Source organism: Xanthomonas sp. 3793 (genome assembly GCF_024806835.1).
In the GTDB taxonomy this organism is placed as follows: Bacteria; Pseudomonadota; Gammaproteobacteria; order Xanthomonadales; family Xanthomonadaceae; genus Xanthomonas; species Xanthomonas arboricola_F.
This window is the reverse complement of sequence record NZ_JANTYU010000002.1, coordinates 245815-261029: the sequence shown is the minus strand read 5'-3', so window position 1 is coordinate 261029 and position 15215 is coordinate 245815. Positions and strand designations below refer to the sequence as shown.

The 15215-nt window shown below is 65.8% G+C and carries 10 protein-coding genes; 5 read left to right on the top strand and 5 right to left on the bottom strand.

The genetic code is table 11. From position 1 onward, the window contains the following. Positions 1 to 127 precede the first annotated feature (127 nt). The 4 genes from FHY18_RS07435 (at position 128) to FHY18_RS07420 (ending at position 6578) form a co-directional block, all read left to right on the top strand. Positions 128 to 703 carry a (2Fe-2S)-binding protein gene (locus FHY18_RS07435; RefSeq protein WP_259153175.1) on the top strand — a complete coding sequence of 192 codons (576 nt, stop codon included), beginning with the start codon at positions 128 to 130 and terminating at the stop codon, positions 701 to 703. Beyond that, positions 676 to 1764, top strand: coding sequence for a xanthine dehydrogenase family protein subunit M (locus FHY18_RS07430; protein ID WP_259153174.1), 1089 nt, complete (start codon positions 676 to 678; stop codon positions 1762 to 1764). Before FHY18_RS07435 ends, FHY18_RS07430 begins: the two co-directional genes overlap by 28 nt. Continuing rightward, positions 1761 to 4058 carry a xanthine dehydrogenase family protein molybdopterin-binding subunit gene (locus FHY18_RS07425; RefSeq protein ID WP_259153173.1) on the top strand — a complete coding sequence of 766 codons (2298 nt, stop codon included), beginning with the start codon at positions 1761 to 1763 and terminating at the stop codon, positions 4056 to 4058. The genes FHY18_RS07430 and FHY18_RS07425 overlap by 4 nt, the downstream gene beginning before the upstream one ends. 234 nt (positions 4059 to 4292) lie before the next feature. Beyond that, the gene (locus FHY18_RS07420) at positions 4293 to 6578 is read left to right on the top strand and encodes a glycoside hydrolase family 3 N-terminal domain-containing protein (protein ID WP_259153172.1); all 2286 of its coding nucleotides are present in this window, start codon (positions 4293 to 4295) and stop codon (positions 6576 to 6578) included. Positions 6579 to 6686: 108 nt separating this feature from the next. Here the strand turns inward: FHY18_RS07420 and FHY18_RS07415 are convergent, their stop codons facing one another. Further along, on the bottom strand, positions 6687 to 9221 hold the full coding sequence (locus FHY18_RS07415) for an excinuclease ABC subunit UvrA (RefSeq protein ID WP_259153171.1): 2535 nt from the start codon (positions 9219 to 9221) through the stop codon (positions 6687 to 6689). Positions 9222 to 10283: 1062 nt separating this feature from the next. Beyond that, entirely contained in the window at positions 10284 to 10922 is a 639-nt protein-coding gene (locus tag FHY18_RS07410) for an HD domain-containing protein (RefSeq protein ID WP_259153170.1), read from the bottom strand. Positions 10923 to 11069: 147 nt separating this feature from the next. Here FHY18_RS07410 and FHY18_RS07405 point away from each other — a divergent pair, with 147 nt between their 5' ends. Further along, complete coding sequence (locus FHY18_RS07405; protein ID WP_259153169.1) at positions 11070 to 11816, top strand: EAL domain-containing protein; 747 nt, start codon at positions 11070 to 11072, stop codon at positions 11814 to 11816. 331 nt (positions 11817 to 12147) lie between these two features. On the opposite strand, the gene FHY18_RS07400 is transcribed toward FHY18_RS07405, so the two are convergent. From FHY18_RS07400 to FHY18_RS07390, 3 genes are all read right to left on the bottom strand, one after another. Then, on the bottom strand, positions 12148 to 12453 hold the full coding sequence (locus FHY18_RS07400) for a UBP-type zinc finger domain-containing protein (protein WP_259153168.1): 306 nt from the start codon (positions 12451 to 12453) through the stop codon (positions 12148 to 12150). Next, complete coding sequence (locus FHY18_RS07395) at positions 12450 to 14159, bottom strand: FAD-dependent oxidoreductase (protein ID WP_259153167.1); 1710 nt, start codon at positions 14157 to 14159, stop codon at positions 12450 to 12452. Before FHY18_RS07395 ends, FHY18_RS07400 begins: the two co-directional genes overlap by 4 nt. 212 nt (positions 14160 to 14371) lie before the next feature. Beyond that, positions 14372 to 15001, bottom strand: a complete 630-nt coding sequence (locus tag FHY18_RS07390) for an alpha-ketoglutarate-dependent dioxygenase AlkB (protein ID WP_259153166.1) — start codon at positions 14999 to 15001, stop codon at positions 14372 to 14374. Positions 15002 to 15215 lie beyond the last annotated feature (214 nt).

Here is a 15215-nt window from a genome sequence, read left to right as displayed (position 1 = left end):
AGCGCAGCTGTTTGCCCGCGCGAGCGCGATCGCAGCATCGCTACCTCTACACCGTCCCTACACCGCACCTTGACCCTGCGAGGGTCAAGGTGAGGGCCCTCCTCCCAGCCATCGCCACGGGGTTCGCATGAATGCCACGCCCGCCATTGCCGATCACACGGCGCCGGCAACCGCCACCGCTGCGCCAACCTACCCGGTCAACCTGCGCATCAACGGTCAGCCCTATCACCTGCAACTGGAAGCCTGGGTCAGCCTGCTCGATCTGCTGCGCGACCGGCTCGATCTCACCGGCAGCAAGAAAGGCTGCGATCACGGCCAGTGCGGTGCATGCACGGTGCTGGTCGATGGCCGCCGCATCAATAGTTGCCTGACCCTTGCGGTCATGCAGGACGGCGCCGACATCACCACCGTCGAAGGCCTGGCCGATGGCGAGCAACTGCATCCCCTGCAGCGCGCCTTCATCGCGCACGATGCATTCCAGTGCGGGTACTGCACGCCGGGTCAGTTGTGTTCTGCGGTCGGCCTGCTCAACGAAGGCAAGGCGCACGACCGCGACCAGGTACGCGAACTGATGAGCGGCAATCTCTGCCGCTGCGGTGCGTATCCGCAGATCACCGACGCGGTGATGGAGGTGATGGGCAATCCCGGCGACAGCAGCGACAGCGCTGCAACGCCGTGGACGCCAGGGACGGTGCCGGCATGATCCCGCTCACTTACACGCGCCCGGACAACGTCGATGGGGCGCTCACTGCGCTTGCAGTGCGCGGCAGCGACCCGCATCCGGTGCCTGCCGAAGCCCCCGTACGCCTGATCGCCGGCGGCACCAATCTCACCGATTTGATGAAGCTGCAACTGATGCGGCCCAGCAGCCTGGTCGACATCAACCGCCTGCCGCTGGACAGCATCAGCGCATTGCCGGCGGGTGGCTTGCGTCTGGGCGCGCTCGCGCGCAACGCCGACACTGCATATCACCCGGACGTGGAAACGCGCTACCCGTTGCTGAGCGCAGCGATCCTGGCCGGCGCCTCGCCGCAGATCCGCAACATGGCCAGCAACGGCGGCAACCTGTTGCAACGCACGCGCTGCATGTATTTTTACGACCATGCCACGCCGTGCAACAAGCGCGAGCCGGGCACGGGGTGCTCGGCTCTCGGCGGGCTGACCAAATACCACGCCATTCTCGGCGCCAGCGCGCACTGCATTGCCACGCATCCGTCCGACATGTGCGTGGCGCTGGCGGCACTGGACGCAGTCGTACATGTGCAAGGCCCCACTGGCGAACGCGACATTCCCTTTGCGCAGTTCCACCGTTTGCCGGGCGATCATCCGGAGCTGGACAGCACGCTGGCAGCGGATGAATTGATCGTGCACATCGACCTGCCCGATGCGCGGCGCTTCGCTGCGCACAGTGCCTATTTGAAGATTCGCGAGCGCCTGTCGTATGCCTTTGCGCTGGTCTCGGTGGCCGCAGCGCTGGAGTTGGCAGAAGACGGCAGCATCCGCGAGGTACGCGTCGCACTGGGCGGGGTGGCGCACAAGCCCTGGCGCAATCCCGAGGCCGAAGCGCAGCTGGTGGGCAAGCCGGCCACGGCAGAGAGTTTCAGCAGCCTGGCCGATGCGCTCCTGCAAGGCGCGCAATCGCAGGGCGAAAACGCCTTCAAACTGCCGCTGGCCCGGCGCGCGATCGTGCGTGCCCTGGACGTCGCCCGTGAGGGCACCATCGACAACCGCGGGCGAACCAGCGCGCTGGAGGAATCGCCATGAACGCACGCAGCATCGATCTATCCAACAGCGACATGGCGCCACCGGTTGCCGATATTGGCACTGGTTATCGCCCCACCAGCACTGGCGTCACCCGCATCGATGGGCGCGCAAAGGTCACCGGCCAGGCGCGCTACGCCGCCGAATGGCCAGTTCCGGATCTGGCCTATGGCGTTGTGGTCAACAGCAGCATTGCCAAGGGCGAGATCGTCGCCTTCCATCTCACCGCTGCACGCGCAGTGCCCGGCGTGCTGGACATCATCACCCATGAGAACCGCCCGCATATGCGTGGCATGGACCTGTTCTACAAGGACATGACCGCACCGGCCGGCTCGCCGTTCCGGCCCCTGTACGACAACAAGATCCTGTACAGCGGCCAGCCGATCGCCCTGGTGGTGGCCGACACCTTCGAAGCGGCGCGCCACGCGGCCCACCTGGTGGAGGTGGAGCTGCTGCAGGATCCGCACGACACCAACCTGATGACCAACCTGGACCGTGCGCACAAACCCAAGGCCATGAAGGCCGGTTTCTCGCCGCCGCCCAAGGACAAGGGCGAGCCGAATACCGCCTTTGCCAATGCTGCAGTCCAGATCCAGGCCGACTATTACAGCGGTGTGGAGCACCACAATCCGATGGAGTTGTTCGCCTCCACCGTGATCCGCGAAGACGACGGCCACTTCACCATCTACGACAAGACCCAGGGCTCGCAGAACAGCCGCTGGTATGTCTCGCATGTGTTCGGCCTGAGCAAGCGCAAGGTCACCGTGCGCAATCCGTATGTGGGCGGTGCCTTCGGCTCCGGGCTGCGCCCGCAGTATCAGTTGCCGCTGGCGGTGATGGCCTCGATCCTGCTGGACCGCTCGGTACGCGTAGTGCTGACGCGGCAACAGATGTTCACCTTCGGCCATCGCCCGGAAACGCTGCAGCGGCTGAAACTCGGCGCAGACCGCGACGGTAGCTTGCGCGCGATCTGGCACGAAGCCATTGCCGAAACCTCGCGCATCGAGGATTACGTCGAGGTGGTGGTCAACTGGAGCGGGCAGCTGTACGCCTGCGACAACGTGCATCTGGGCTACAACCTGGTGAGCCTGGATCAGTTCAGCCCGATGGACATGCGCGCGCCGGGCGCCGCACATGGCGTGCATGCGCTGGAAGTGGCGATGGACGAGTTGTCGTATGAACTCGGCATGGATCCGTTGGCGCTGCGTTTGAAGAATTACGCCGAGGTCAACCCGGCCGATGACAAGCCTTATTCCAGCAAGGCGCTGCGCGCGTGCTATCAGCAAGGTGCCGAGCGCTTCGGTTGGGCGCAACGCCCCTTGCAACCGCGCGCCCGCAAGGAAGGCAACGAATGGGTCGGCTGGGGCATGGCCACCGGTCAATGGGATGCGATGCAGATGTTCGCGCGCGCGCATGCGGTGCTGCATGCCGATGGCCGGCTGGTGGTGAGCAGTGCGGCCAGCGATATCGGGACCGGTACCTACACGGTGATGGCGATGATCGCTGCCGAAGCGCTGGGCCTGCCGCTGGAGCAGGTCACCTTTCAACTCGGTGATTCCACGCTGCCGGTCGCCCCGATCGAAGGCGGCTCCTCGCATGTCGCCACAATTGGCTCGGCGGTGGATGGCGTGTGCGGCAAGTTGCGCACGCGGCTGCTGCGCCTGGCCCAGGCCTTGCCCGATTCGCGCTTTGCACGGGTCAAGCTGGACGATGTGGTGTTTGCCGACGGCACGCTTGCGTTGCGCGCCGACGCCAGCAGCGCGGTTGCATTGCCCGAGTTGCTGCGCGCGGCCGCACTGGAGCAGATCGAAGACAAGTTCCTGCTGCTGCCCAATGTACTCAAGCAGCGTAAATACACCCGCGCCACGCACGGGGCGGTATTCGTGGAAGTGCGTGTGGACGAAGAGCTGGGCACGGTGCGCGTGACCCGCGTGGTCAGCGCGATCGCGGCCGGGCGTATTCTCAACCCGATCACCGCGCGCAGCCAGATCGTTGGCGGCGTGGTCTGGGGCATCGGCCAGGCATTGCACGAACACACCCAGTCCGATCACCGCTTCGGCCGTTTCATGAATCACGATTTTGCGACGTACCACGTCTCGGCCAATGCCGATATCCACGACATCGATGTGATCTTCGCCGATGAGGACGACCGTGTCGTCAGCAGCCTGGGCGCAAAAGGCGTGGGCGAAATAGGCTTGGTCGGTGTCTCGGCGGCGATCTGCAATGCGATCTTCCATGCCACCGGAAAGCGCATCCGCAGCACACCGATGACACCGGACAAGGTGATGGCGGATTAGGTCAGCCGGGCGTTGTGCGCGCGATGTACAACGCCTGGCCTGGATGCAGCACGACGGTGGGCCGACTACATCTATGCAGCGGGCCTTCGCGCGCGTACACGACAACGATGTGCTTTACCGGTTTGTGATCGATCTGCAGGCCGGTGCGCTGTAGGCGCTCGGAAAGCGAAAGCGGTCTGGTTGCCCGGCTTGCCCATGCTGTAGCGTGCACCCACGCCACCCAAGAATCCTCACATGTCTCCACGCACGACGCGACGCCAATTGCTGGGTGGTGCAGTGGCGCTAGGCCTGCTCGCACGCGTTCCCGCCGGCTGGGCGCTGTCGCCTGGGCCGGGGCGCACTCCTGCGTTCATCGACGCCCTGATCGCGCGCATGAGCGTTGAAGAAAAAGCCGGCCAGCTCAGCTTGTTCAGCTCGGCGCAGCAAGATGGCAAAGCGGTCGTCGCCAACCCGCTCGCCCGCTCTGCGGATGGGGACGATCAGCTGGCTGCCGCCCGGGCCGGGCGGCTGACCGGGGTTTTCAATGGCTCTAACGTGCGCTGGCACCAGCAACTGCAGAAGGCAGCACTGCAAAGTCGGCTGCGCATTCCGTTGTTGTTCGCCGCCGATGTGATCCATGGCTACACCACCGTCTTTCCGGTGCCGTTGGCCGAAGCGGCCAGCTTCGAACCAGAGCTGGCGCAGCGCACGGCGCGTGCAGCCGCCATGGAAGCCAGTGCCGTCGGTATCGATTGGACCTTCGCGCCGATGGTGGACATCGCCCGCGATGCACGCTGGGGCCGCAGTGTCGAGGGCGCTGGCGAGGACGTGCTGCTGGCACGGCGGTTCGCACAGGCGCGGGTGCGCGGCTTTCAGGGCGATGCGGGATTGGCCGATGCCGATGCGATGGCAGCCTGTCCAAAACATTTCGCCGCCTATGGCGCGGCCGAAGGCGGACTGGATTACAACCGTGTGGATGTCTCCGAGCGGACTCTGCGCGAGGTCTACTTCCCGCCGTTTCAGGCCGCCTTCGCTGCCGGCGCGGTCACCACCATGGCCGCCTTCAACGAACTGTCGGGCGTTCCGGCAACGGCCAACGCATGGTTGCTGGATGACGTGCTGCGGCGGGAGTGGGCGTACCAAGGCCTGGTCGTGTCCGACTTCAGCGCCGACCAGGAACTGGTGGCACACGGCGTTGCAGCCGACGACCGCGAGGCAGCCAGGCTGGCCTTCATGGCCGGGGTGGACATCAGCATGGAAAGCGGCCTGTATCTGCGCTACCTGCCTGCCTTGGTTGCCGCAGGCGAGGTGCCGATGGCACGGCTGGATGCTTCGGTACGCCGCGTCCTGACCTTCAAGGCGGCGTTGGGGCTGTTCGACGATCCGTTCCGGCGCATCCGCCCCAGGCTCGCGCAGTCGCGTCAGCGCCGCGCCGAGACCTTGGCATTGGCGCGCGAAGCGGCATGCAAATCGGTGGTGTTGCTGAAGAACGACGGGCAGTTGCTTCCCTTGCGACGCAGCGGCCAGCGCATTGCCCTGATCGGGCCGATGGCGCGCGACTGGCTCAATCACGCCGGGCCATGGAGCTTGTTCGACGAAGAAGACAACAGCAACACCCTGGCCGCTGCACTGTCGGGCGCGCTGCAGGACCCCGATGCGCTGCGCGTGGAAGACGGTTGCGGGTTCGATCACGCCCTGCCGGGCGGCATGCAGGCGGCAGTGGCGGCCGCCGGCGATGCCGATGTGGCGCTGCTGGCCATCGGTGAGCCGCTGAGCTATTCGGGCGAGGCGCAATCGCGCACCGAGATCAGCATCCCCGACATACAGCAGCAATTGCTGGCTGCTGTGATCGCCACCGGCACGCCGGTGGTCGTACTGCTGAGCACCGGCCGCGCACTCGCGCTAGAGGGGCCGGTGCTCAGCAGCGCGTCGATCCTGGTCAGCTGGTTCCTGGGTTCGGAGGCGAGCGGCGCGTTGGCCGACATCCTGTTCGGTACACATGCGCCATCGGGCCGCTTGCCGGTGAGTTTTCCGCACGCCGCAGGCCAGGTGCCCTACTTCTATGCCCACCCCGCCAGCGGCCGCCCCAACCCGCGGCCGGATGTCCTGGAGCCGTATAAAACGCACTACCGAACGGTGCCCAACACCGCACTGTTTCCTTTCGGCCACGGGTTGACCTATGGCCGCATCGAATACGCCGAGCTGCGCTTGAGCGATACGTCGTTGACCGCGACCGGCAGCCTGCGCATCAGCGCGCGCATCCATAACCGCGGCACACACGATGCCGAAGAAGTGGCGCAGCTCTACATCCGCGACCGCAGCGCCAGCGTCACCCGCCCGGTGCGCGAGCTCAAGGATTTTCGCAAGCTTGCGGTGCCGGCAGGCAGTAGCGTGGAGGTGGAGTTCGTGCTGCGCCGTGAGGCGTTGTTGTTTATCGGCCAGGCCTTGAAACCAACCGTGGAGCCCGGCGTGTTCGATGTGTGGGTGGCGCCTTCTGCCGAAGCGTCGGGCGTATCAGCGAGTTTTGAATTGATGGGCTGAGTACAAACCGCCATCGGAATGGCTCAGCCGACACCATCCGTCCGCCGGCACGCGGCTGTACGACATGACGTACGAGACTCACGCACGGGCTGGCAGCAGCGTCTCGACTCACTCCCCGCGTAACACCTGCGCCAGAAACGGCGCAGTGCGGCTGGCGCGATGTTGCGCGACCACATCCGGCGTTCCGGCCACCACCACCGTACCGCCGGCACCGCCCGCGCCCGGGCCCATGTCCAGCACCCAATCGCTGCTGGCGGCCACGCGCATGTCGTGCTCGACCACGATCACCGTATTGCCGGCGTCCACCAGGCCTTGCAGCTGACGCATCAAGGTATCCACGTCGGACGGATGCAGGCCGGTGGTGGGCTCGTCCAGCACGTAGACGGTGTCGCGCCTTTGGGCGCGCTGCAGTTCGGTGGCCAACTTGATGCGCTGCGCTTCGCCTCCGGACAACTCGGTGGCCGGCTGGCCAAGGCGCAGATAGCCCAGCCCCACTTCACGCAACACCTGCAGCGGGCGCAGCACGCTGGCATCGTCGGCAAAGAAGGTGGCGGCCTGGTCCACCGTCATCTCAAGCACCTGCGCGATGGTGTGCCCGAGCAGTTCGATCTCCAGCGTCTTGGCGTTGTAGCGCGCGCCGTGGCAGGTCGGGCATGGCGCATAGACGCTGGGCATGAACAGCAGTTCCACCGACACCGAGCCCTCGCCTTCGCAGGTCGCGCAGCGGCCCTTGGCCACGTTGAAGGAGAATTGCCCGGGATCGTAGCGACGGCGTCGTGCGGTGGGGGTGGCCGCAAACAGCTTGCGCACCGGATCGAACAACCCGGTATAGGTAGCCAGGTTGGAGCGCGGCGTGCGGCCGATCGGCTTTTGATCCACCCGCACCAGCCGCCGCACCTGGTCGAGCCCGCCGACGATCGCCCCACCCAGCGGCACCTGTGTGCCGCGCTCCAGCGGATCCAGCGCTTCGTCGTCCTCTGCCTGCGCTTGCCCAAGATGCGCGGCCAGCAATTCCACCAATGCCTGGCTCACCAACGACGACTTGCCCGAGCCGGACACGCCGGTGACCGTGCTAAACACACCCAGCGGCAGGTCCACATCCAGCGCGCGCACGTTGTTGCGGGTGATGCCGCGCAACTGCAGCCAGCCGGTCGCAGTGCGCGCATGGCGCTGAACTGGCGGTGACGCGCCAAACAGATAACGTCGCGTGGACGATGCCTCCACCGCCTCCAGTCCCGCAGGCGGGCCGCTGTACAGCACCTTCCCGCCGTGGAGACCCGCCGCAGGGCCCACGTCGACGATCCAGTCGGCGTGGCGGATCACATCCACCTCGTGCTCGACCACGAACACCGAATTACCCGCAGCCTTCAACTGGTCCAGCGCGCCGAGCAGCGCCTGCGCATCGGCCGGGTGCAAGCCCGCCGATGGCTCGTCCATCACATACACCACGCCGAACAATTGCGAGCGGATCTGCGTGGCAAGCCGCAGGCGTTGCAGCTCGCCCGGCGACAGCGTGGGCGTGCTGCGCTCCAGGCTGAGATAGCCCAGGCCCAGTGCCTGCACCACGGCGATCCGCGCGCGCAGATCTGCCGCAATCCGTTGCGCGGCGATCACCTGTTCCGGGTGCTGCGCTGCGCCCCTCTTCTTCGCCTGTGGCCGCACATCGGCATCGGCCGCCGGGCGCAACAACTCGGCTACCTCATCCAGTGGCCTGCGCGACAGCTCGCCGATATCGAGCCCGGCAAAGGTTACCGACAGCGCCTCGCGCCGTAGCCGCTTGCCATCGCATTGCGGGCACAGCGTGCTGACCAGATAAGGCGCCACACGCTTTTTCATTTGCGCGCTCTGCGTGGTGGCAAAGGTGTGCAGCACATAACGACGTGCACTGGTAAAGGTGCCCATGTAGCTGGGCTCTTCCTTGCGTTTGAGTGCGCGCTTGACCTCGTCCAGGCCATAGCCGGCGTACACCGGCACCACCGGTTGCTCGTCGGTGTACAGAATCCAGTCGCGGGTTTTCTTGGGTAACTTGTGCCACGGCAGGTCCACATCGATGCCCAGCGTGGTCAGGATGTCGCGCTGGTTTTGCCCATGCCAGGCGCCCGGCCAGGCCGCCACGGCACGGTCGCGGATGCTCAGGTTGCGGTCCAGCACCATGGTGGCTTCGGTGGCATCGTAGATGCGGCCCAGGCCGTGACAGGTCGGGCAGGCGCCGGCCGGCGTATTGGGCGAAAACCCGTCCGCATAGATGATGTCCTGCCCGGGCGGATAACTGCCCGCACGCGAATACAGCATGCGCAGCGAGTTGGAGATGGTGGTAACGCTGCCCACCGCCGAGCGCGCGCTCGGCGCACCGCGCGCCTGCTGCAGGGCCACCGCCGGCGGCAGCCCATCGATGGCATCCACTTCCGGCACGCCCACCTGGTCGATCAGGCGCCGCGCATAGGGCGAGATCGAATCCAGATAGCGGCGTTGCGCCTCGGCGAAGATGGTGCCGAACGCCAGCGACGACTTGCCCGAGCCGGACACGCCGGTGAACACCACCAGCGCATCGCGCGGGATGTCCACGTCCACATTGTTGAGGTTGTGCTCGCGCGCACCGCGCACACGCACCAGGCCGGAGGACGACGAGATTGCGTTGGACATGACCACCAGACCGACATTCGACAGCGCACTAGCCTAGCGCGATGGGCATGCAGCCGATGTCAGTGTTAACCGCGAGTCCTGCGGCGCTTGAATCAACCAACTCGCTGATCGCCTTGGAATGCGACGATCAAGGGCGCGGTGCCCTCACCGCTTGCGAGGCGCGCAGTGAACCCGTCCCTGGGACCTGGGTGGCGGCATCCATGCCGCCATACGGTCCCGCAATCGGCGAGGACACCGCACCAGACACTTTTCTGGCTGCTTTACTGAAAACACCGACCATCTCAACTGGTCCTTGCGCGCCCACCGTCGCGGGACCTTACGTGGCATGGATGCCGCGTAAGAGCTTACAAGGATGTACTTGCAGCGTGTCCCGCGATGGTGGGCGCGCAAGGGCCCTGCAGCAAACTCGCAGCGCCGAGGGCGCGGTGCCATCACTGCTCGCGGGACACGCCGCAAGTACGTCCATGTAGGCTCGGTGGCGGCATCCATGCCGCCACACGGTCCCGCAATCTGCGAGGACACCGCACCAGAAAGTTGGTCGGTCGCTTGAGAAGAAACTGGTGTTATCGCGAGTTGCGGTTTGCTGGTGCGGGCTACAGAACTGCAATGAGCTAGCGAGTCAGAAGCATCCCATGCATTGCTTGCAACCCTGCACACCGACCATCCCGACTGGCCCTTGCCCGCTCACCGTCGCGGGACCTTACGCGGCATGGATGCCGCGTAAGAGCTTACAAGGATGTACTTGCAGCGTGTCCCGCGATGGTGGGCGGGCAAGGGCCCTGCAGCAAACTCGCAGCGTCGCGGGCGCGGTGCCCTCACCGCTCGCGGGACACGCCGCAAGTACGTCCATGTAGGCTCGGTGGCGGCATCCATGCCGCCACACGGTCCCGCAATCGGCGAGGACACCGCACCAGAGAGTTGGTCGGTCTCTTAATAAAAAAACTGGTGGTGCGGCATCGATGCCGCGTAAGCGCCTGGCGGGACGTACTTCCAGCGTGGTCCTACGATGGTGGGCGGCAAGGCCCTGCAGCCAGGCCGCGGATCAGCCTCTCTACAGCCCGATCACCCTAATGCATGCGCCGGCACCGGCTGCTCGCTGGTCTCGGCCAATGCCTGCATGCGTGTCACCACACCGGTGAACAACCGCGCTGTGGCGGCATCGCGCGTACGAAAGATAGCTTCCAGCTCGCCGTAGTACCACAGCGTGCCTTCGCGGCCGGCAGTGAACACATTGAAGATGTCCTGGCCCACGGCGGGGTTTTCCAGGTCCTGCACGATGCTGCGCGCGTTATAGAGCTTGTCGCAGCCGGACACCAGCAATGCGCGCTCCGGCGTCTTGCGCAGATGCTCCAGGTAGGCCAGCTTGCGCTCGCGCCAATCGCGCTTGCGTGCACGCTCGGTGTTGTCCACCTCGGCCTTGTCTTCGGCGGTGGCATCGGTGCAGGCCATCACGATGTCGGCCACCGCATCGCCGAACTGCGCACGGATCGAGGCCTCGTGCCCGCCGCCGCAGTCCTCCACCACATCGTGCAGCAAGCCGGCGATCGCCTGCTCTTCATCGCCGCCGCACTCCAGTACCAGCGTGGACACGCCGAGCAAGTGGCTCAGGTACGGAATCTGCGTCCCCTTGCGCACCTGTCCGGCATGGGCGATGCGTGCGTAGTCCACGGCCAGGGCGTAACGTTCGGTGAGAGCGGTCATGGGGCGTCCGATGCGAGGGATGTCGCATTATCCCCGAGCCAGACCACACGCAGGGTGAGGATGCTGCGATGCGCAATTGGCTCAATGACGCGCCATTGCGGCCGATAGGATTAGGCTCGATCCACACCGCACGATTGTGTCTACATCATGACCCAAGTTCCTGTTTGCAACGCCTGCCGCGATGGCCAAGCATTTCCCACCGCCATCACCATGGCCTTCCAGCCGGTCGTCGACGTCGCCAGGCGCAGCATCTATGCCGGTGAGGCATTGGTGCGCGGCATCAATGGCGAGTCGGCCGGCAGCATCCTGGCCGCCGTGGATGAGCGCAACCGCTACGCCTTCGACCAGGCCTGCCGCATCAAGGCGATCGAATGCGCCGCGCAGATCGCGCTGCCGGCATTGCTGTCGATCAACTTCATGCCCAATGCGGTCTACAACCCCGAGCACTGCCTGCGCGCCACGCTCTCGGCCACTGCGCAACATGGTTGGCCGCTGGATGCGATCATTTTCGAGGTAAGCGAGCAGGAACACCTCGCCGATCCGGCGCATCTGCTGGAGATCCTGCGCACCTACCAGGCGCGCGGACTGAAGACCGCCATCGACGACTTCGGCGCCGGCTATGCCGGGCTCGGCCTGCTGGCCGACTTCCAGCCGGACCTGCTCAAGCTGGATATCGCACTGATCCGCGGCATCGACACCGACCGCAGCCGCCAGGCCATCGTGCGCCATGTCGCCCGCATGTGCGAGGAACTCGGCATCGCCGTCATTGCCGAAGGAATCGAACAAGCCGACGAATACCGCACCCTGCGCGACCTGGGCATTCACCTGCAACAAGGCTACCTGTTCGCCCGCCCGCAGATCGGAGCGCTACCGCAGGTGCAGTGGCCGGCGTAAGCGCTAACAACGCATGCGCATCCGCCAGGCCTGCGCGGCTGACGCCCGGAATCGACACGCGTAGACAGCGGTTCCGGCCGCGCCGCCCGCAGCACACCCTCTGATGACCGCCCGCTACGTCGTGTTGGCCACACTGGCTCCGCGTGCACGCGTGCGCGCCGGTCAATCACCCAATAACGCACGCTCAGAGCGACCAGCATCAAACGCAATCACCATGCAAGGCGCTCGCAAGGAACACCAAGCAGAGGCATGCGCTCTTACGATTCCCCATTCCCCATTCCCAGCGGCGCCTGGTAGCCCAACAGCGACTCCGCCAACCATCCAGCGCCCCTCACACATACCGCGGTATCGGCCCCAGCTGCGGCGTCTGGTCCGGCAGCTCCACTTCCACTTCGTCTACGTAGCACCAGCCCCAGCCTTCGGGCGGGTCATAGCCCTCGATGATGGGATGGCCGGTGGCGTGGTAATGCGCCGTGGCGTGTTTGTGCGGCGAATCATCGCAGCAACCGACATGGCCGCAGCTTCGGCACAGGCGCAGATGCACCCAGGCACTGTCGATGGCAAGACACTCTTCGCAGCCGCGCGCACTGGGCGTGACGTCTTCGATCTGCGTGGTGTGGGTGCAAGGGTGGCTCATGCGGTGGTCGACTCCTGATTGGCGCTGGCCAGTTCGGAAGCCGGCACCGGGTTGGCCTGATGGGCCAGGTATTGATGGATCTGCGCGACCACGGCGGCGCCCTCGCCCACGGCGGCAGCCACGCGCTTGACCGAGCCGGCACGCACATCGCCGATGGCGAACACGCCGGGGCGATTGGTCTCCAGCGGCAGACACGCCGGCACGCCATCGCCGCGCGCGGTCCCGGTGATGACAAAGCCGCGCTTGTCGGTCTGCACACACTCCTGCAGCCAACCGGTATTGGGGTCGGCACCGACGAACAAGAACAGGTGCCGCAACTCCACGCGCGTAGTTGCACCGTCATCGCGCGTCCGCAGCACCGCCGCCTGCAGCCCACGATCGTGGTCGCCTTCCAGCGCGGTCACTTCGGTGCCGGTATGCAATTGCACGTTGGGCAACGCGGAGATGCGCTCGATCAAGTATTGCGACATCGAGGCTTCCAGCCCCGTGCCGCGAATGATCAGGTGCAGCTCCTTCACGCGCGGCGCCAGAAAGGCCACCGCCTGCCCTGCAGAATTGCCGCCGCCCACCAGGGCCACCACACCGCCCTCGCACAGGCGCGCTTCCACCGGCGAGGCCCAGTACGACACGCCATGGCCTTCGAAGCGCTCCAGCCCTTCAATTTCTGGGCGTCGATAACGCGCACCCGAGGCGATCACCACGGTGCTGGCCAACACCTGTTTGCCATCGGCCAGGTCCAGATGCAGCGCACCATCGTCGCGCCCGCATTCCAGCGTTGCCGCCTCGATCGGGATGGCCAGCTCGGCACCGAATTTCAGCGCCTGGTTGTAGGCGCGGCCGGCCAGCGCCTGGCCGGAAATGCCGGTCGGAAAGCCCAGATAATTTTCGATGCGTGCCGACGCGCCGGCCTGGCCGCCGATGGCGCGCTGGTCCATCACCAGCACCGACAAGCCTTCGGACGCGGCATACACCGCCGTCGCCAGACCCGCAGGGCCGGCGCCCACAATCGCAACGTCGTAGCGCTTGTCCGGGTCGATATCCGGCGTCATGCCCAGGCAATGCGCAGCTTCGGCATCGCTGGGCTGGCGCAGCACCCGGCCGCTGGGGCACACCATCACGGGCAGATCCTGCTCCTGGATGCCCAGCCGTTCGACCAGGGCGCGGCCCTCGGCATCGGACACATCCATCACCGTGTTGGGATAGCCGTTACGGGTCAGGAACCCCTGCAAACGGGTCAGATGCGGGTCGTCCGGCTCACCGATCAACACCGAGCCCGACGCATCGCCCTCGATCAGGCCGACCCGGCGCAGGATCAGCGCACGCATCACCACCTCGCCCACTTCGGCCGAGCTGATCATCAGCGCACGCAGATGCGCGGTGTCGAATGGCAGCGCCAGGCAGCCCTGCTGGCCGGCACGCCCAGCCGCCAGCGATGCGCGCCCGGCCAGCTGACTCACCTCACCGGTGAACTGGCCGGGCGTGTGCCGGGTAATCGGCTTTTCGTTGCCCAGCCCGTCGCGACGCACCACCTCGATGGCGCCTTCCAGCACCACCCAGACCGGGGCGTGCGCATCGCCGACTTCGAACACAATCTCGCCGGCGTCGAACCGCTGCGCAGGCCCGCTGGCGAAGCGTCGCGTGATCGCCAATTGGCCCGCGTCCAGCTCGGGAAACATCTGATGGTGACGGGTAGCGTCCAGAGGCATGGATCGGCAGCGTTTGGGGGGGATTGCATGCAAGCATGGCCAGTGGTGACGGCAATGGCAATCACCCGAAATGGGCAATGTCAGCCATGCCGGGCGCAACATAGAGGCAAGCGCACGCGAGCGCAGGCCGCTATCAAAGTAACGTGTTCGTCGCCCTGCACCGGCCAACGTTCAGTGGAGCGCCACCGGGCAAACGGACACAAGCGTGCGCGTTACCGCTGCGTCGGCTGCCAATGCGGGCCGTGCTGGCCTGCCGCCATGCGCTCGGCCGGGCGCACGCGAAACACCACGCTCATGCGTTCGCCCACGGCCCGACTGGTCTTGGGAATGCCATGCGTATGGGTCAGCTGCGAGGCATGGCTCATCGCCAACAGGCTGCCCGATGCCAGCTCCAAGGCGATGGCCCGGCTATGGCCATCGTTTGCCCGCAGATTCATGCGCCTTGCAGCCCCCAGCGATAACAGCGCGATGGGATATGGCGCAACCAGCGTGTGCAGTGCGTCGTGATGCATCGCCACGCTGTCGCGTCCATCGCGGTACAGATTCAACCCCACCGCGTTGTACGGGGCGGGCAATACCGCCTGCACCGTCTCCAGCAAGCGTTGAAGCGGCAGGCCGGGCGGCAAGGCGTCGTCCAACCGGTAGGAGGCCAGCAAACGCGGCACCTCCACCACGCGGTCGTACATCTCACGCCGCTGGCTGTGCCAATCGACGCGCTCGCGCAGTGCCGCAAAGCACGCCAGCGCCAGTGCGGGCGTCAGCAGCTGCGGCCAATAGCGCACACCGCCTTCGGCATCGTCCAGCAACTGCAAGGGCGCGACGGGGGTGTCGAACAAATCCATCCGCGCCATATGCGGGCGCGTGTCCGAGATTTCAGCTGCGCGATGCGGGTATCCAGTGCGCCAACCCGACCAGTTCAGTTTCGTGCTGCGATAGATGCAGCCCGCATGTCGTTTACATCACGTGCTCAGTTCTGGAAGTTGCCGCCTCGTTCCGTGCATCGCACCTCTACTGCCAAGGCCTTCGCTTGCGACCCGTCCAGCTGCGCTGACCAAG

Bases quoted from the DNA above. Each gene is read 5' to 3' on its own strand.
- FHY18_RS07415 (WP_259153171.1), bottom strand. From the start codon at position 9,221: ATGTCCAACGCAATCTCGTCGTCCTCCGGCCTGGTGCGTGTGCGCGGT.
- FHY18_RS07395 (WP_259153167.1), bottom strand. From the start codon at position 14,159: ATGCCTCTGGACGCTACCCGTCACCATCAGATGTTTCCCGAGCTGGAC.
- FHY18_RS07425 (WP_259153173.1), top strand. From the start codon at position 1,761: ATGAACGCACGCAGCATCGATCTATCCAACAGCGACATGGCGCCACCG.
- FHY18_RS07390 (WP_259153166.1), bottom strand. From the start codon at position 15,001: ATGGATTTGTTCGACACCCCCGTCGCGCCCTTGCAGTTGCTGGACGAT.
- FHY18_RS07420 (WP_259153172.1), top strand. From the start codon at position 4,293: ATGTCTCCACGCACGACGCGACGCCAATTGCTGGGTGGTGCAGTGGCG.
- FHY18_RS07410 (WP_259153170.1), bottom strand. From the start codon at position 10,922: ATGACCGCTCTCACCGAACGTTACGCCCTGGCCGTGGACTACGCACGC.
- FHY18_RS07405 (WP_259153169.1), top strand. From the start codon at position 11,070: ATGACCCAAGTTCCTGTTTGCAACGCCTGCCGCGATGGCCAAGCATTT.
- FHY18_RS07435 (WP_259153175.1), top strand. From the start codon at position 128: ATGAATGCCACGCCCGCCATTGCCGATCACACGGCGCCGGCAACCGCC.
- FHY18_RS07400 (WP_259153168.1), bottom strand. From the start codon at position 12,453: ATGAGCCACCCTTGCACCCACACCACGCAGATCGAAGACGTCACGCCC.